Source organism: Microbacterium panaciterrae, from assembly GCF_039541635.1.
Lineage (GTDB): Bacteria > Actinomycetota > Actinomycetes > Actinomycetales > Microbacteriaceae > Microbacterium > Microbacterium panaciterrae.
In genome coordinates this window covers 14090-31076 of sequence record NZ_BAABGP010000021.1, presented here as the reverse complement: position 1 = coordinate 31076, position 16987 = coordinate 14090, and the positions used below count along the sequence as shown (strand labels likewise).

13 protein-coding genes are annotated in these 16987 nt (G+C 71.4%); 7 read left to right on the top strand and 6 right to left on the bottom strand.

Features of this window, described 5'->3' with window-relative positions; translation table 11 throughout:
* Positions 1–76 precede the first annotated feature (76 nt).
* Together ABD882_RS15010 and ABD882_RS15005 are read left to right on the top strand one after the other, a co-directional pair.
* On the top strand, positions 77–1132 hold the full coding sequence (locus ABD882_RS15010) for a DUF998 domain-containing protein (RefSeq protein ID WP_345188181.1): 1056 nt from the start codon (positions 77–79) through the stop codon (positions 1130–1132).
* A 45-nt stretch (positions 1133–1177) separates the two neighbouring features.
* Positions 1178–1453 carry a hypothetical protein gene (locus ABD882_RS15005; RefSeq protein WP_345188180.1) on the top strand — a complete coding sequence of 92 codons (276 nt, stop codon included), beginning with the start codon at positions 1178–1180 and terminating at the stop codon, positions 1451–1453.
* A gap of 23 nt (positions 1454–1476) precedes the next feature.
* Here the strand turns inward: ABD882_RS15005 and ABD882_RS15000 are convergent, their stop codons facing one another.
* Both ABD882_RS15000 and ABD882_RS14995 read right to left on the bottom strand, forming a co-directional pair.
* Positions 1477–1881 carry a protealysin inhibitor emfourin gene (locus tag ABD882_RS15000; RefSeq protein WP_345188178.1) on the bottom strand — a complete coding sequence of 135 codons (405 nt, stop codon included), beginning with the start codon at positions 1879–1881 and terminating at the stop codon, positions 1477–1479.
* The gene (locus ABD882_RS14995) at positions 1862–2959 is read right to left on the bottom strand and encodes a M4 family metallopeptidase (RefSeq protein WP_345188177.1); all 1098 of its coding nucleotides are present in this window, start codon (positions 2957–2959) and stop codon (positions 1862–1864) included. Before ABD882_RS14995 ends, ABD882_RS15000 begins: the two co-directional genes overlap by 20 nt.
* 334 nt (positions 2960–3293) lie before the next feature.
* Between ABD882_RS14995 and ABD882_RS14990 the strand changes: the two genes are divergently transcribed.
* Positions 3294–4151, top strand: a complete 858-nt coding sequence (locus ABD882_RS14990; RefSeq protein WP_345188176.1) for a hypothetical protein — start codon at positions 3294–3296, stop codon at positions 4149–4151.
* A gap of 3 nt (positions 4152–4154) precedes the next feature.
* Here the strand turns inward: ABD882_RS14990 and ABD882_RS14985 are convergent, their stop codons facing one another.
* Entirely contained in the window at positions 4155–6737 is a 2583-nt protein-coding gene (locus ABD882_RS14985; protein ID WP_345188175.1) for a DEAD/DEAH box helicase, read from the bottom strand.
* Between the two features lie 77 nt (positions 6738–6814).
* Positions 6815–7165, bottom strand: a complete 351-nt coding sequence (locus tag ABD882_RS14980; RefSeq protein WP_345188173.1) for a zinc ribbon domain-containing protein YjdM — start codon at positions 7163–7165, stop codon at positions 6815–6817.
* Positions 7166–7247: 82 nt separating this feature from the next.
* Here ABD882_RS14980 and ABD882_RS14975 point away from each other — a divergent pair, with 82 nt between their 5' ends.
* Both ABD882_RS14975 and ABD882_RS14970 read left to right on the top strand, forming a co-directional pair.
* Entirely contained in the window at positions 7248–7631 is a 384-nt protein-coding gene (locus ABD882_RS14975) for an ArsR/SmtB family transcription factor (RefSeq protein WP_345188172.1), read from the top strand.
* A gap of 5 nt (positions 7632–7636) precedes the next feature.
* Positions 7637–9301, top strand: coding sequence for a SulP family inorganic anion transporter (locus ABD882_RS14970; RefSeq protein ID WP_425563381.1), 1665 nt, complete (start codon positions 7637–7639; stop codon positions 9299–9301).
* Between the two features lie 123 nt (positions 9302–9424).
* Here ABD882_RS14970 and ABD882_RS14965 read toward each other — a convergent pair whose 3' ends face one another.
* Positions 9425–10087, bottom strand: coding sequence for a DNA alkylation repair protein (locus tag ABD882_RS14965; protein ID WP_345188169.1), 663 nt, complete (start codon positions 10085–10087; stop codon positions 9425–9427).
* Between the two features lie 177 nt (positions 10088–10264).
* On the opposite strand from ABD882_RS14965, the gene ABD882_RS14960 reads away from it, so the two are divergent.
* A complete protein-coding gene (locus tag ABD882_RS14960) occupies positions 10265–12079 on the top strand; it encodes a glycoside hydrolase family 35 protein (protein WP_345188168.1) in 1815 nt (604 codons plus the stop codon).
* 205 nt (positions 12080–12284) lie between these two features.
* Here ABD882_RS14960 and ABD882_RS14955 read toward each other — a convergent pair whose 3' ends face one another.
* Complete coding sequence (locus tag ABD882_RS14955) at positions 12285–13322, bottom strand: FUSC family protein (RefSeq protein ID WP_345188167.1); 1038 nt, start codon at positions 13320–13322, stop codon at positions 12285–12287.
* 681 nt (positions 13323–14003) lie between these two features.
* Here ABD882_RS14955 and ABD882_RS14950 point away from each other — a divergent pair.
* A complete protein-coding gene (locus tag ABD882_RS14950) occupies positions 14004–16982 on the top strand; it encodes a helix-turn-helix transcriptional regulator (RefSeq protein WP_345188166.1) in 2979 nt (992 codons plus the stop codon).
* Positions 16983–16987 lie beyond the last annotated feature (5 nt).

Genomic DNA, 16987 nt, shown 5'->3' with positions numbered 1-16987 from the left:
CGCAGGGCGGTCGCGGATCCGCGGCATCGCGGGCGGTCGCGCGGGCGACGTCGGCGGGGCGTGATTCGATGGCGGCATGGACACGGCAGAGCGGCTGCGCGGCGAGACCCGCACGGTGTGGGCAACCGCGCTCTGCTTCGCGCTCGGAACGGGTGCCGGGTTCTTGCTGTTGCAGGGTCCTCCCCGGCCGCTCACCGGTCCGGGATCGCTGAGCGCACCGGTCGCCGCGATCGCGGGGCTCATCGCCGCCGTGGCGTTCCTCGTCAGCACTGTTCAGCACCGGCGCGGAGAGACGGCTCCGATGCCGCGATGGCAGGCGGTGGTGTCCGACGTCTCGGCCGCCGCCCTGACCATCGCGTTCGCGGCGGTGTCGGGGCTTGGCGTGCTGCTCGCCGGTGTGGTTTTCGGTGCAGGCCTGCAGGGGTTCGCGTCGGGCGCGCTCGGCGGCGCCCTGATCGCGGGCGTCGCCGCCGCGGTCGCGGGGCGTTTCGCCTACACGGCCGGCGTGGATCTGCGTACGCGCGACCTCTCGGCGCTGCTGTTCGGCTTTCTCGCGATCGGCACGCTGTTCGCGATGGCGACCGCGGCGGATCCGCATTGGTGGCAGCTGAACTTCTCCCAGCTCGGACTCGGCGGCCACGGGTGGGCGTTCAACGGCACGCTTGTCGTCGCGGGCCTGCTGTTCGCGACCATCGGCTCCTACATCGGCCGCGACCTGCACCGGCTGCTCGGCGACGGCGCGCTGCGGCGGATCGCGGTCGTGGTCGTGCTGTGGGCGGCGACCGGGATCGCGCTCGCCGTCGTCGGATTCGTGCCGATCGAGGTGAATCGGCCCGCGCACTGGATCGCCGCGATCGGCACGCTCGTCCTGTTCGCGGCCGCGGCCCTGGTCACGCTGCTCACCCTGCCGGGACCGCCCCGGGCGCTCGTCATCGCCACGATCGGACTCGGGATCCTGCTCGCGGGGGCGATCGTGCTGCACATCCCGGTGCGCCTGTACTCCGCGGCGGGTCTCGAGGCGATCGCCGTCGGGCTCGGCCTGGTCTGGATGACCACGCTCGTGCGGGTGCTCGCCGTGCTCGTCCCCGACATCTCGCGGCCCTCCGCCCGCGCGACGCTCAGCTCGCTCTGAACGCACAGGGATCCATCGCGTCACGGACGGGCGCACAATGGACGCATGGGCATGTTCACGCAGAAGCCGGAAGAGCCGAGCGAGTGGGCCGCGCTGCCCGGAGAGCTGTTCGACCGCGACGAGGCGGATCTGCTTCCGGAGGCGCCGACGGCGGATCCGTTCGGACTCGGGATCGGAGCGACGTCCGCTGCGAGCATCGCGGTGCCGGTGACGGGCGTGATCGGATCCGGATCCCTCGCGGCGGAGCCGATCGTGGTGCCTGTCCCGGAGAGCGTGCCTGTCCCGGACACCGAGGACGACGGCTCGGGCACCAAGGGTTGAATTCGAGGGGCGACTCGCGGCAGCTACCGATCGGCGCCCGTGTCCGCGCCGGCCGCGCGTACGGCGTCGACGAGGTCCCGCCAGGGACCCTGCAGGTGCTCCTCGGGGATGATCTGCTCGTGACGCACCCGCCGGACGTGCGCCTCGATCCGCCAGACGAAGCGATCCGCCCCGGTTCCGGCGGCAGGCTCGTCGTCCCACGGGCAACGATCGACGAGCGCCATCCAATGCTGCGCCTCGCCGTCGGCGGGCTCGACGCTCCAGCGCCGGGTCATGCCGGCGATCCCCCCGCTGCGTGCGACGAGGATCAGAACGCCCTCGGCCTCGGCATCACCTGCGACGGCCTCGGCGGACTCCGGATCGACCGGGGCGCCCCGGGGACGACCGGCCGGGGCGCCGACGGGCCGATCAGCGTGCGGAGCGTCCATCACCGGCAGCCTTGATCACGCCGACCGTCGTCCAGGCTGCACGGGCGGCGGCGCCCGTGGACCGGCTGACCTTGTCCGCCTCGGCGATCGTCGCCGCCGCGAACTGCGCGAACGTCGCCGACGACGGCAAACCGGATGACAGCGTGCGATACCAGACCGATCCCGCCGTCTCCCAGGCCCGGCCGCCGAGCGCCACGGCGAACAGCGCGAACGCCCGGTTCGGGATGCCGGAGTTCATGTGCACTCCGCCGTTGTCGTCGGTGGTCTGCACGTAGCCGCTCATGTCGGCAGGCTGCGGGTCTTTGCCGAGCTCGGCGTCGTCGTAGGCTGTGCCGGGGTGCAGCATCGAGCGCAGCGCCTTGCCATGCACCGCGGGGGTGAAGATGCCCGCGCCGATCAGCCACGTCGCCTGATCCGCGGTCTGACCGAGCAGATGCTGCTCAGTCAGTGCGCCGAACACGTCTGCGCAGGACTCGTTCAGGGCGCCCGGCTGGCCCTGGTAGTCCAGGCCGGCCGTGTGCTGGATGACGCCGTGCCCCAGCTCGTGGCCGATCACGGTGGTCGAGGCGGTGAAGTTCTGGAACACCTGCCCGTCGCCGTCGCCGAACACCATGCGTGAGCCGTTCCAGAACGCATTGTCGTAGCCGGATCCGTAATGCACGGTCGCGTCGAGCGGCGAGCCGTTGCCGTCGATCGAGTTGCGCTGGAACGCGTCGAGCAGCATCTCGAACGTCGCGCCGAGACCGTCATACGCCTGGTTGACGGCGACGTCGGCGACGGCCGGGCCGTCTTCGGTGCGCACCACGGAGCCGGGGAGGTTCTCGGTGCCGTGCGCGTCGCTGATCGTGCGGTTCGGTGCCGCCTCGACCGTGGCGACCAGCGCGCCGTTCTCGTCGATGGAGAGCTGCAGCTGGGCGCGGTGCTCGGACGGCGGAGTGCCGATCAGCGTCTGCCGCGCGGATGCCGCCGCCTCGGGATACCGCCCGGATTTCGCGAGCTTCGAGAGCAGGTAGGACGGGATGATCGAGTCATGGATCCGGCCGTGAACGGCTCGGTCGTCGTGCTCGTGGATGGTCATGATTCCTCCGATCCGCGTCCCCTGGTCTCCGACGATACGCCGGGGGGCCGACACCGGCGTCAGAACCGCGGATCCGGGATGGGCAGTTCTCCCCATCCCGCTTGCGCTCGCGATCGCATAGCTTGGGGCGCGGTCAAGGTTCAGGGGGTAGGACGTGAGTGGACGGCTCGAGTCGGGAAACAGGGCGAGGCGCCTGCTGCGCCGAAGCGCGCGGTCCGGTGTGGCCGTGGCGCTCGCGAGCCTGTTGCTCGTCGGTTGCACGGGAGAGCCGGCGCCGACGGCCACCTCGAGGCACACCGTGCCGCCACGACCGGACCCACTGACGTCGGAGCAGGTGCGCACCGTTGACGCGTGCGGGCTGATCTCGGCGTACGCGCTGCAGCGGGTCTTCTTCCATGACGGGCCTGGAGACCTGCAGGTCGGCATCGCGGCGGACGTCTCCGGCTGCGAGATCTTCGTCCCGGAGGCGGGCGTCGAGCTGTCCACCCCGACGTATCGGATCTCGCTGACGGACTGGCCGACGGCGGAGCAGTGGCCCGAGGTGACGGGCGGCGAACGGACCTCGCGCGAGGGCGGAGGGTGGCTCGTCGTCGGTCCCCCCAGCGATGCGCAGGAGGTGTTCGGATACACCGCACGGGGCTTCGGGTACAGGGTCCTCGCGCTCAAGCCCGCTCCCGGTGATCTCGACGTCCGCCGGGAACGGGCGATCATGTCGATGCTCCTCCAGGAGGCGTCGCGGGGATCCCTTCCGACCATCCCGTGGACCGGCGGCAACCTGCTCTCCCGTGACATCTGCGCAGCGGCGAAGACGGCCGGGCTCGCGCAGACCCTGGGGCTGACGGATCCGAAGTCGCGGCCGGTCGTCGCCGCGTCGCCCGACGCTCGCGCCTGTGCAGAGAAGGCGACGGGGAGCAACGACTCGCGGTTCCAGGTGAGCGCCGGTCTCGTGGGTGGACTCGACACAGGCGGTGGAGCCGAGGCCGAGACCATCGCCGGGCACGCGGCGGTTCAGAAGCAGGATGGCCCGATCTGCCGCGTGACGATCGAGTTCCCCGGGGATCAGGCGCTCGAGACGCGGTTCACCGAGGGCGGCGCCCGCACCACCGCGCTGACCGTGATCGCGCAGCGGCCGTGCGCCGAGGTCGTCGCGGCCGCTGGACCGCTCGTCGAGGAGCTCGACCGGGCGGCCTGACGCCTACAGCCGAGTCACGGCCGTCACGGCGACGACCGCTTCGCCCGCGTCGTCTGAGGCGTCGAGGTCGACCATTGCGGAGATCCGCCAGTCGTGATCGCCCGCCGGATCGTCGATGATCTGGTGCACCGCCCAGGCGCGCGCGGGGCGCTCGTGATCGGGCCCGCCGGTCTCGTCGATGATGAGCAGCGCCGCGCTGCGCGCATCCGCCCCGGTGCTGATCTCATCATGCTCTGCGAAGTATGCGTCCAGCGCGGTGTCCCAGGCATCGGCCCCGAACTCCGGGTCGAGTGCGGCGAGCCCGTCGAGATCCTCCCGCGCGGCGAGCTGCACGCGCCGGAACAGCTCGTTGCGGACGAGGATCCGGAACGCGCGCACGTTGGTGGTGAGCCGCTTCGGCGCCGGCGGGACGACGGGTTCGTCGGAGTGCGAGGTGGGGTGGCCGGCGATCAGCTCCTCCCACTCGTCCAGCAGCGACGAGTCGACCTGGCGGACCAGTTCGCCGAGCCATTCGATGAGGTCGCGCAGTTCCTCGGTCTTCAGGTGCTCGGGGATGGTCTGCGAGGCGGCCCGGTAGGCGTCGGAGAGGTAGCGCAGCACGACGCCCTCGGAGCGGGCGACCTTGTACTGCGCGACATATTCCCCGAACGACATGGCTCGCTCGTACATGTCGCGCACGACCGATTTGGGGTGCAGCGCGAAGTCGCGGATCCACGGCTGGGCGGCGCTGAACGTCTCGAACGCGGCGGTGAGCAGCTCGTCGAGCGGTTTCGGGTAGGTGATCTCCTCGAGCGCCTCCATGCGCTCGTCGTACTCCATGCCCTCGCGCTTCATCGCGGCCACGGCCTCACCGCGGGCCGCGAACTCCTGCTGACTGAGGATCGCCCGCGGATCGTCGAGCGTCGCTTCCACGATGGACAGCATGTCGAGCGCGAAGGATCCGGTCCCGACGGTTACGGCGGTCCCTGCGCTGCCTTCGGTCCCTGAGCCTGTCGAAGGGTCCGGATCGAGCAGCTCGAACGCCGCCAGCGCGAACGGCGAAAGCGGCTGGTTCAGCGCGAAGTTCGGCTGGAGGTCGACGGTGAGATGGATCCCGCCATCCGGATCCTGCTCCACGATGCCAGACTCGCGCAGGGTGCGATAGATCCCCAGTGCCCGCAGTGCGAGGATCCGCTGCTTCGCCCGCGGTTCGTGGTTGTCGTATACCAGCGAACGCATATTGGCGAAGACGTCGCCGCCGCGGCCGATCACATTGAGCATCATCGCGCTGGTGATCTGCATGTGCGAGGTCAGCGTCTCGGGTTCGGCGGCGATGAGCTTCTGGAACGACGGCTCGCCCCACGACACGAACCCGTCCGGCGCCTTCTTCCGGACGATCTTGCGCTTCTTCTTCGGGTCGTCTCCGGCCTTGCGCACCGCGGCGATGTTCTCACTCTCGTGCTCCGGCGCCTGCGCGACGACGGTGCCGGCGGTGTCGAAGCCGGCGCGGCCCGCGCGGCCGGCGATCTGATGGAACTCGCGGGCGTTGAGCTGACGCATCCGGGTGCCGTCGAACTTGGTCAGCGCGGTGAGCAGCACCGTGCGGATCGGCACGTTGATGCCGACGCCCAGCGTGTCGGTGCCGCAGATCACGCGCAGCAGTCCGCGCTGCGCGAGCTGTTCGACGAGGCGACGATACTTCGGCAGCATGCCGGCATGGTGCACGCCGATGCCGAGGCGCAGCAGCCGCGACAGTGTCTTGCCGAACGAGGTCGTGAACCGGAAGCCGCCGATGAGCTCGGCGATCTCGTCGCGCTGCTCGCGGGTGGCGACCTTCGCGCTGGCGAGCGCCTGGGCGCGCTCCATCGCCGCGGCCTGGGAGAAGTGCACGACGTAGACCGGGGCGCGGTCGGTGTGCAGCAGATCGTCGATCGTCTCGTGGATCGGCGTGGTCTCGTACAGGAAGTGCAGCGGGACGGGCCGCTCAACGCCCGTGACGACCGCCGTCTCGCGGCCGGTGCGGCGGGTGAGGTCCTCGGCGAGGGCGGTGACGTCGCCGAGCGTCGCCGACATGAGCACGAACTGCGCCTGCGGCAGCAGGAGCAGCGGCACCTGCCAGGCCCAGCCGCGATCCGGGTCGCCGTAGAAGTGGAACTCGTCCATCACGACCTGGCCGACGTCGGCGTCAGGGCCTTGGCGCAGCGCGAGATTCGCCAGGATCTCGGCTGTGCAGCACACGATCGGCGCATCGGCGTTCACGGCGGAGTCGCCGGTCACCATACCCACGTTCTCCGCCCCGAACACGTCGACGAGGCTGAAGAACTTCTCGCTGACCAGTGCTTTGATCGGCGCCGTGTAATACGTGCGGCGCCCGTCGGCGAGGGCGGCGTAGTGCGCGGCGACCGCGACCAGCGACTTCCCGGTCCCAGTCGGCGTGGACAGGATCAGGTTCTGCCCCGAGACGATCTCGATGACAGCCTCATCCTGGGCGGGATAGAGCGAGATGCCCGTCGACTCGGCCCACTCGACGAACGCGAGGTAGACCGCATCGGGATCCGGATCCCCCGAGGCCGGGCGGACGAGGGATGGATCCAGGCGCACAGACATGATGTGTCGATCATCCCACCCGCCGTCCGGGGGCCGGGACGCGTCGCCGCCCCCTGGCGTCCGATGGGCCGCTGGGGTCAGGCCTTCTTGACGACGCTGGACTTCAGCAGCATGGCGCCGAAGCCGTCGACCTTGCAGTCGATGTCGTGACCGTTGACCGGATCGATCAGGCGGATGCCGCGCACTTTGGTGCCGGCCTTGATCCCGGACGGCGATCCCTTCACCTTGATCGACGTCGTCACGACCACCGTGTCACCGTCGGCGAGGACGTTTCCCACCGCGTCCTTCACGACATGCGTCACGTCGGCGGTGGGCTCTTCTGCGTCACGCGACCACTCGTGTCCGCACATCGGGCAGGCCAGGAGCGCGCCCAGCTCGTAGGCGTGCTCGCTCGAGCATTCGGGACAGAGAGGGAACAAGTCGGGCATGCCCGCAGTCTAGCCGATATGATGAATCCATCACATCGTTAATCCGCGCCTCTCGGCGTGGGGGCCGAGGAGAGGAGCGCGGATGCTCAGCGACCCGAATCGTCCGCTGTACGAGGTCAAGGCGGGCCTGTTCAAGGGGCTCGCGCACCCGATCCGGATCCGGATCCTCGAGGTGCTCTCGACCGCCCCGGAGGCCTCGGTCTCCGAACTCCTCGCGGCCACCGACCTCGAGGCCTCGCATCTCTCGCAGCATCTCGCGGTGCTGCGTGGCAACCGTCTCGTGCTCTCCGAGCGGCGCGGCAGCCTCGTCTACTACCGCCTCGCGTATCCGCAGGTCGCCGACCTGCTCCGCGTCGCCCGCGCCCTGCTCGGCGAGATTCTGCAGACCACGCAGCAGCAGCTCGTCGAGCAGATCGGGTTGCCGGCGATCGGCGACGCGATCGGCGACGCCGTCGGCACCCCGTGATGACCATGCCCGCCCGGACCGGCCGTGCCCGCGGTCGCAGGGGAGCCGGGATCCTCTCCCTGCTGCCCTCGGCGGCCGACTACCGCGCACTGCCGCGCACCTGGCGCGGCGACCTGCTCGCCGGCGTCACCGCCGGCATCGTCGCGCTGCCGCTCGCCCTCGCGTTCGGCGTCAGTTCGGGCGCGGGCGCGGAGAGCGGTCTCATCACCGCGATCATCGCCGGCGTCGTGGCGGCGGTCTTCGGCGGATCCAACGTGCAGGTGTCCGGCCCGACGGGCGCGATGGTCGTCGTGCTCGCGCCGATCATCGCCGCGCACGGCAGAGGAGCCCTCGCGCTGGTCTGCCTGTTCGCCGGGCTCATCGTGCTGGCTGCGGGCGTGCTGCGCCTGGGCCGCACGGTCTCGTACATCCCCTGGCCGGTCATCGAGGGGTTCACGCTCGGGATCGCCGTGATCATCTTCCTGCAGCAGGTCCCCACCGCGACCGGATCCCACGGGCACAGCACGAATGCCGCCGTCGCCGCCGTCGAGACGCTGCGTGCGGCGCAGTGGCCGAAGCTCGGCTGGTCGCTGCTGCTCGTGGCGATCGTCGTCGTGGTGATGCTGCTGTCACTGCGCATCCATCCGCGGTTCCCCGGGTCCCTCGTCGCGATCGCGATCGCCGCGGTGGTGGCCGCCGTGTCCGGGATGCCGGTGGACACGATCGGCCGGCTTCCTCCCGGCCTGCCCGCTCCCGTGCTGCCCTCGTTCGACCTCGCCACGGTCTCGGCGCTGATCGGGCCGGCGGTCGCCGTGGCGGCTCTTGCGGCGATCGAGTCGCTGCTGTCCGCCCGGGTCGCCGCGACGCTCGCCGACACCGGCCCCTACGACGCCGATCGCGAGCTCGTCGGGCAGGGGCTGGCCTCGGTCGCCGCGGGACTGTTCGGCGGCATGCCGGCCACGGGCGCGATCGCCCGCACGGCGGTGGGTGTGCGGGCCGGAGCGCGCACGCGGGTCGCCGCGATCGTGCACGGCGTACTGCTGCTGCTCATCGTGCTCGTCGGATCCGCCGTCGTCTCGCGGATCCCCCTCGCCGCGCTCGCCGGGGTGCTCATGGTGACCGCGTGCCGGATGATCGCGCCCCGCACAGTGCGCACGATCCTGCGCGCCTCGCGCTCCGACGCGGTCGTGTTCTGCCTCACCGCGATCGTCACGGTCAGCGTCGACCTCATCTACGCGGTGCTCATCGGACTGCTCGTGGCCGGCTTCTTCGCGCTGAGGCAGATGGCTCGCACGAGCGGTGTGCATCGGGAGGAGCTTCCCGGCGCCGCGCAGCCCGGAGACGAGCGGATCGCGGTGTTCCGCCTCGAGGGCGCGCTCTTCTTCGGGGCCGCCGAGCGCACTCTCGAACGTGTCGCCGGTCTGCGCGATGTCGAGGTCGTGATCCTGCGGATGTCGCAGCTGCAGCTGCTCGATGCGACCGGCGCGCAGGTGATCACGGAGCTCATCGCGTCCCTCGAGCGACGTGGCATCACCGTGCTCGTGAAGGGGATCCGCCCCGACCACCGCGGGATCGCCGAACGTGTCGGAGTGATCGCCTCGCTGCGACACCGGAATCATCTGTTCGAGGACCTCGGATCCGCCGTCGCGCACGCCCGCAGTCACGTCGTGCGCGGCCCGGGAGTGCTCTGACAGCACTGTCGGGTGCCGTCGTGGCACGTGTAGGGGCACGAGGGGGCGCGGACGCTGCGCGACCGGACGCCGCGGGCGCGGCGAGGCGAGGCGACGCGGCGCGCACGGGGCGCCACGCGCAGCTCAGCCCTGCCGGCGCACCATCTCCGCGATCCACAGCGGCGCGAACGGCGATGTGCAGTTCGGCGGGGTGGGGTAGTCGGCGAGCACCTGCAGTCGCTCGCCGATCGCGATCGCGCGGTCGCGCAGGGCGGCGTGGTGGATGCCGATCTGCGCGAGCGTCTCGTTCATCGCCCATTGCTCACGGGCCGGAGCGTCGGAGAGTTCGCGTTCGATCCGGTCCAGCAGCGCGTCCAGGTCGAGCCCGTCGGCGCTCTTCGTGACACGGGCGGTGGTCAGCGACCACGCCGCGGCGCGGGCGTCGGGATCCGGATCCTCGAACCAGAGCTCGCGCAGCTCCTCGGCGTGCGGCGACTTCTTCACCAGATACGCGACGAGCCAGTCGTGCGCATTGGAGCTGAGGGTCGAACGCACCATCGCGTCGAGCCGGTCGGCGGAGAGCACGCGAGGTTTGGCGACGAGGATCCCGAGCAGCTGGCCCGCGACGTCCCCGGAATCCCACAGCTCGTCGGCCAGGGCGGGATCCGTCCCGGTCGCCTTGGCCAGGCCGCGCAGCTTCGACAGGTTCACCCCGTGCGGGTCGCCGTGCCGCTCGTTGACGGCGCGCGCCCTCGGATCCTCCAGCGCCGCGAGGGCGGCGAGAGCATCGGGGAGCATGGTCGACATGCCGCCAGCCTACGGTGTGTCGAACTCAGTCGATCCGGGGCCGATTCGGGCCGGAACCGGACATGCACGACCGAATCGACTGAGTTCGGAACCGGCCCTCATCGGCATTCCCGGCGCAGCCCGGCTGTGCGAGACAATGGTGACGCAAACATCGCGCCGCACCATCCCGGGAGAGCCATGACCGAGACTCCGAGCCCCGCGCTCACCTATGCCGATGGCGCCCTGTTTCGGCACGGGCGGCCGTTCCGGATGCTGTCCGGCGCGGTGCACTACTTCCGGATCCACCCGGACCAGTGGGAGGATCGTCTGCGCCGGCTGGCCGCGATGGGCGCGAACACCGTAGACACGTACATCCCGTGGAACTTCCACGAGCGCGTCGAGGGCTCCGCCGACTTCACCGGATGGCGCGACGCGGAGCGGTTCATCCGGCTCGCGGGCCAGATCGGCCTGGACGTGTTCGTGCGTCCCAGTCCGTACATCTGCGCGGAGTGGTCGAACGGCGGGATCCCGTTCTGGCTGAGCGGACGCGCGCGCGCCCTGCGCACGAGCGATCCCGTCTTCCTCACCGCCGTCGACGCCTGGTACGACGCCCTGATCCCGCGGCTTGCCGCTCTGCAGACCGCGCACGGCGGGCCGATCACCGCGGTGCAGGTCGAGAACGAGTACGGATCCTTCGGCAGCGACCACGACTACCTCCTGCACCTGCGCGACGGCCTGCGCTCCCGCGGCATCGTCGAGCTGCTCACCACCGCCGACGGCACGACCGCCGACATGGTGCGCAACGGCAGCGTCGCAGGCGCGATGGGTTCGTTCACGTTCGGCACCGGCGTCGCCGAGGCCGCGCGGCTGCGCGTGCCGGATCAGCCTCTGCTCTGCGCCGAACTGTGGGGAGGCTGGTTCGACCACTGGGGCGAACAGCACCATGTGCGCTCGGCCGCGAGCATGATCGGCACCGTCGAAGAGTTGCTCTCCCCGCGAGATCCGCAGCAGTCGGGCGGATCCGTCAGCCTCTACATGGCGCACGGTGGCACGAACTTCGGCCTCTGGGCCGGGGCAAATCACGACGGCGTGCTGCAGCCGACCGTCACGAGCTACGACTCCGATGCCCCGATCGGCGAGGACGGAACGCTCAACGACAAGTTCCACGCCCTGCGCGCCGTGTTCGCGCCGTTCCACGACGGCGACCTGCCGCCGATCCCCGAGCAGCCGCGCCGGCAGGCTGCCGCGTCCGCGCCGCTGACCCGGGTCGCGACGCTGCTGGACGTGGTGCGTGCCGTGCCCGCCGGCGTCACGGCGCCGATGCCCCTCACGTTCGAGCAGGTCGGCGCCGAGGACGGGCTCGTCGCCTACGAGGCGCGCATCGACTTCGCTCCGGGCGCCGCGCTGACCGTCGATGTGCTGCACGACCGCGCGGTCGTCTTTCTCGACGGCGTAAAGCTGGGCGTGCTGGAGCGCGACGCCGAGCGGTCGCTCGCCCTGCCCGCCCTGCGACCGGATCAGGGATCGGATGGATCCGGTCTGCTCACCCTGATCGTGGAGAGTCAGGGGCGCATCAACTACGGCCCGCACACCGGCGAGGGCAAGGGGATCATGGCGGGCGTGCGGATCGGCCGACGCTTCGCGCACGGCTGGACGCACCGCGTGATCCCGCAGGACGTGCCCGCGATCCCGGTGGGTGCCGACGCCGGTCTCGCCGAGGGCGCCGACGCCGACTCAGCCGCGGGTCTCGCCGAGGTCGTGTTCGACGTCGCCGACCCGGCCGACGCGTGGCTCGCCTTCCCGGGCGGCGTGAACGGTCTGGTCTGGCTGAACGGATTCCTGCTCGGCCGCTACCGCGCGGTCGGGCCGCAGGTGACGCTGTATGCGCCGGGTCCGCTGTGGGTCGAGGGGCGCAACGTGATCCGGATCCTCGACACCGACGCGCTCGGATCCGTGGTCGAGATCCGCGAGGAGCCCGACTTCGGCCCCCTTGAGGAGTTCATCGGATCCTGAGTGCGCGGCTCGGGCTTGCGCGGCTCGGGCGCCGGCGCGGCGGAACGCGCGCGCCGAGTGCACGGCGTACTGCCGAGTGCACTGGATCGTCGCGCGAATGACCCGTGCGCTCGGCGGGTTGCCGTCCACTCGGCAGCGGAACCATCCGCGCGGGTCTCGGATGGCCCGGATCCTGACATGCGCGGCGCGAGCGCCCCGGATCCGGTCAGTCCTCGTCGCGCAGTCCCGCGCGGATCCGGCGCAGATCCTCGGTGAGGGATCCGATCAGCACCCAGTGCCGTGACGAGGGCGGGCGGAGTTCGAGCGGCGAGGTGAGCGCCGGGATCGCGGACGTGAGGGCCTCGGGCTCGGGATCCACCTCCGCGAGCTGCACGGCCAGGCGCACGTCATGGCCCGCTCGGCGCAGCTGGTCGGCGATCGCGGCGACGGCGGGCTCCGCGGGCAGGGCGTCGTCGTACTGGTCGACGTAGGCGCGGGTCATGCCGATCACCTGCGTCACGATCGGGCCGAGCCGGTCGAGCAGCGCGCGCATGGCGGTGAGCTCGGCCCGATGGCGGGATCCGCTCGGGTTCAGGGTCAGCGACTCCTCGCCCGCGCTCAGCGACGCCGCCGCGGCGGTCGTCATCGGACGCAGCAGACGGGCCTCGAGCATCAGCTCCTGCAGGCGCGCAGAGCCCTGCGCCTCGCCGATCGCCTCGCCCAGCCGGTCCAGGCTCGCCGCGAGTTCGCCGCCGAGCAGCGCCAGATCGCGGCGGGCCGGGGCGACCAACACGGGCGGGACCACGGCGACGTTCACGACGAAGCCGATGGCCGCGCCGATCAGGGTCTCCAGGATCCGGTCCACCGCATAGTCGGGACTGGAGGATCCGAGAGCCAGCACGAGCATCGCCGAGATCGCGACCTGGTTCGCGGTGCCGGGGGTGGCCTTGAACGCCCACGCCACCACCATCGCCACCACGACCGCGAGCAGCACGACCCAGCTGAGCCCGCCGAGAGCCATGCTCAGCAGCACCGCGATCACGACGCCGGCGATCACGCCGATGCTGCGCTCCACGGCCTTCGCGAGCGACTGGTTCACGCTCGGCTGCACCACGAGCAGGGCGGCGATCGCGGCGAACACGGGCAGGTGCCCCGGCACCAGCCAGCCGGCGATCAGCCAGGCCGCGACGGTCGCCGCCGCCAACTTCGCCACCTGCAGGATCGGCGCCCGTCGAGCGGCACGGAGCGTGGCGAGGGGGCGCATGGCTCCACGGTAGTGCCCGGGCGCCCGGGCCAGGTTCCCGGGGATACGCCGCCGATGTGCAGGGCGGGCGCGCATTGTGCAGGGCCGAACTCGCCGAAAGGCGCGCTCACGTGGAGTTTCGCGGGTCGATCGGGTCGTCGGCCCTGCAGAACGCCGCGCCTCCCTGCACAATGGCCGGCAGCACCCCCGGACCGCCGCTTCGCGAACGCCTCATCCGCACCGGGTGCCGTGGATCTGAGGTGCCCGGCACCGAAGTTAAGGCATCTGCCCGATGGGGGCGAGGGGCCTTAGCGACGAGCGTAGAGATACCGGAGAAGGAGAGAATCATGGATCTGAACTACGCGATGAGCTACCGCATCACGACCCTCGAGATCGAGCAGGCGGCCATCCGCGCCGAGCGGGCGAGGATGGCGGCGGAGCACGGCGAGCAGATCGTGCGGCGGGACGGGCTGCTGCGACGGGTGCTGCGCGGGATCGCCGCCCGCGGGGCCGCGCGCCGCTCTGCCGGCACTGCCCGTGTCGCCCGCCGAGCTGCCCGTGCCACCCGCCCGACCGCCCTGCCGGCAGAGACTGGATCGCCGCCCGCGAGGTGCGCGATCTGGCGCCAGCGCAGCCGGCGCGGACATCGCCTGCCGAGGCGAGCCGCACCGACGAGCTCGTCGGCTGCGCGGCACACGCGGCGTGACCGGATCCGCTGCGCAGGCCATCCCGACTGTCGAGGCCATCCCCACCGCGGACGCCATCCCCACTGCCGAGAGCAGTGCGCCCGGCACCGCGGAGCAGAATGTCGGTGCCGGGTGGCACGATGAAGACATGTCCCTCGCCACCACGTCCACCGCGATGGTGGGGCGCGATGCCGAGCTCGCCGTGCTCGATGACGCGCTCCGCCGCGCGACCGAGGGTGAGCCCGCCTCGGTGCTCGTCGGCGGTGAGGCGGGGATCGGCAAGTCCCGGCTGACGGCGGAGTTCCGCCGCCGGGTTGCGACCGACGCGACTGTGCTCACCGGCTGGTGCCTCGACTACGGATCCACCCCTGCGCCGTTCGGGCCGCTCCCCGCGATCCTGCGCGGTGCGCTCGACGAGCTCGGCGATCGTGCCGACGAAGCCGCCGGTCCCGGGCGCGACGCGCTGCAGCTGCTGCTGCCCGAGCGGGGCGGTGCCCCCGTCGATCGATCCGCGATGCGCCCGGAGGGGCTGCGCGAGACGATCGCGAACCTGCTCGAGGCGGCGGCCGCGATCCGTCCCGTGGTGGTCGTGATCGAGGATCTGCACTGGGCCGACGCGGCGACGCTGTCGATGCTGTCGTTCCTGCTGCGTGCGCTCGCCGGGCGTCCGGTGCTGTTCCTGCTCACCTGCCGGATCGATGAGGTGCGCCGCGGAGGAGCGGTGCGCACGTTCCTCGCCGAGGCCGAGCGCGCCCGGCTGCTCGATCGGGTCACGCTGGGCCGCCTCGACGCGCTCGGCGTGCGCGATCTGGTGCAGGGCCTGCGCGGCCCGATCGACGACGCTGCGCTCGCGCGGCTCCTCGAGCGCAGCGAGGGCGTGCCGTTCTTTGTCGAGGAGCTGCTCTGCAACGTGCGCGGCCCCATGCCCGACACCCTGCGCGACGTACTGCTGGCGCGTTTCGACGCCCTGGGCGACGACGCCAAGCGCGTCGTCCGGCTGGCGTCGGGTTCCGACGGCGCGATCGCGCACGAGCTGCTGGTCGCGCTCGCCGGTTTCGCGGATGAGCGGCTCGACGACGCGCTGCGCGAGGCGATGGGCGCGGGGATCCTCGCGGTGCGCGACGACGAGAGCTACGGTTTCCGGCACGCGCTGCTGCGCGAGGCCGTGCACGACGATCTGCTCCCGGGCGAGCGGGCCCGTCTGCACTGGGCCTACGCCGACGCACTGGAGGCGGCCGGCGGATCGGCCTCGGCCCTCGCCTTCCACTGGCATCGGGCTCACGACTCACCCCGCGCGCTCGGCGCCGCGGTCAGCGCCATGCTGCAGGCGAAGAACAGCTATGCCTTCTCGACCGCCGCGCGCTTCGGCGAGCTCGCGCTCGAGCTGTGGGATCAGGTGCCCGATGCGCCACAGGTCGCCGGTCTCGACCGGATCCCCCTGCTGGCCCAGCTCGGCTCGATCCTGCGCAACGGCGGCGACGGCGAGCGCGCGCTGACCGTCGTGTCGCTCGCGCTCGGCGAGATCGACACCACGACGGTCGACGCCGCCGTGCACGCCCGGCTGCTGCGCGACAAGGCGCTGTACCTGCAGAACCTGGGCCGGGCCGGATCCGTCGAACTGCTCACGGAGGCGCTGGCGGTCATCGACGGCTGCGAGGGGGAGGAGCGCCTGCGCGCGACCCTGCTGAATTACCTCGGCGGGCGCCATCTCACCGGTGCGCGGCTGCATCAGGCGGTCGCGACGTCGGACGAGGCGTTCCGGATCGCGGAGCGGATCGGATTCGACAACGCCATGTCGGTCGCGGCGAATCTGCGGGCGTGCAGCCGGATCCATCTGGGCGAGGTCGAAGCGGGGCTGGCCGACTTCCGGCTGTCCTGGGAGCACGCCACCGATCATGACGCGCAGTTGCGCTACCGGGTCAACTTCGCCGACACGCTGAACATGCTCGGCCGCTTCCGTGAGGCGGTCGCGGTCGCCGAGCTCGGTGTCGAGCACTCCCGTTCGCTCGGGGTGGAGCGCGCGACCGGCTCGATCCTGTCGCACAACATGATCGAGCCGCTCATCGAGCTCGGCGAGATCGCGCGAGTCGAGGCGGCGATGGCGAGCGACCTCTCGGTGCGCACGCTGCAGGTGTTCCGGATGTACTCCACGATGTCGCATCTGAGGGCACTGGTGTGGCGCGGCGGGATCACCGAGGCCGCGGAACTTCTGCGCGACTGGCGGGCGACGGCCGAGGCCGTCTCCGAGGTGGAACGGCAGGTCTGGTACTCGCTGCGCGACGTCGAGATCCTCCTCGCCCTCGGTGCGGGCGATCCGGTGCAGGCAGCCGAAGCGCTGCGACGCGCGATCGACGACTCCGGTCCGCGGCTCGCGCACCTGTGCCGCCTGCTGCTCGAGGGCGCGCGGGTCGTCGCGGATCTGCGTGCGGACGGCGAGGCCGAGCTCGCGGCTGCCACGGCGGAGAGTGTCAGGACGGCGTGGTCGGACCTGCCGCTCGAACTGCAGATCCCGAACTGGGGGGTCGTGCTGACCGCGGTGCTCGATGCTGATGCGGAAGCACTGGCGGCGGCGATCCCGGTCGCCGACGCCGAGGACATCCCGGTGATCTTCCGGCCGCTCGTCCGGTTGGAGCTCGCCCGGGTGCGGGTGGCCGCGGGTGATCGTGTCGCCGCGACCGACATCGCGACCGAGGCCGCGGAGATCGCCGAGAAGCTCGGCCACGACCGGCTGCAGCGGCGCACGGCGGAGTTCATCGAGGCGGCCGGGCTGAGCCGGGCCGCGGGTCGCGGCGTGCAGCCGGCGGATGCCGTCGAACTCACCGCCCGCGAGCAGCAGGTGCTCGATCTCATCGCCGAGGGGCTCAGCAACCGCCAGATCGGCGAACGCCTGTTCATCAGCGGCAAGACGGCGAGCGTGCACGTCTCGGCGATCCTGCGCAAGCTCAGTGTCTCCTCGCGCACCGAGGCCGCGGTGGCCGCCCGCGCCCGGGACTGAGCGGG

Excerpts from the sequence above, each read along its gene's own strand:
- ABD882_RS14970 (WP_425563381.1), top strand. The coding sequence starts at position 7,637 with ATGCCCGCCCGGACCGGCCGTGCCCGCGGTCGCAGGGGAGCCGGGATC.
- ABD882_RS14955 (WP_345188167.1), bottom strand. The coding sequence starts at position 13,322 with ATGCGCCCCCTCGCCACGCTCCGTGCCGCTCGACGGGCGCCGATCCTG.
- ABD882_RS14965 (WP_345188169.1), bottom strand. The coding sequence starts at position 10,087 with ATGTCGACCATGCTCCCCGATGCTCTCGCCGCCCTCGCGGCGCTGGAG.
- ABD882_RS15000 (WP_345188178.1), bottom strand. The coding sequence starts at position 1,881 with ATGGACGCTCCGCACGCTGATCGGCCCGTCGGCGCCCCGGCCGGTCGT.
- ABD882_RS14985 (WP_345188175.1), bottom strand. The coding sequence starts at position 6,737 with ATGTCTGTGCGCCTGGATCCATCCCTCGTCCGCCCGGCCTCGGGGGAT.
- ABD882_RS14995 (WP_345188177.1), bottom strand. The coding sequence starts at position 2,959 with ATGACCATCCACGAGCACGACGACCGAGCCGTTCACGGCCGGATCCAT.
- ABD882_RS15005 (WP_345188180.1), top strand. The coding sequence starts at position 1,178 with ATGGGCATGTTCACGCAGAAGCCGGAAGAGCCGAGCGAGTGGGCCGCG.
- ABD882_RS14960 (WP_345188168.1), top strand. The coding sequence starts at position 10,265 with ATGACCGAGACTCCGAGCCCCGCGCTCACCTATGCCGATGGCGCCCTG.
- ABD882_RS14980 (WP_345188173.1), bottom strand. The coding sequence starts at position 7,165 with ATGCCCGACTTGTTCCCTCTCTGTCCCGAATGCTCGAGCGAGCACGCC.
- ABD882_RS15010 (WP_345188181.1), top strand. The coding sequence starts at position 77 with ATGGACACGGCAGAGCGGCTGCGCGGCGAGACCCGCACGGTGTGGGCA.
- ABD882_RS14975 (WP_345188172.1), top strand. The coding sequence starts at position 7,248 with ATGCTCAGCGACCCGAATCGTCCGCTGTACGAGGTCAAGGCGGGCCTG.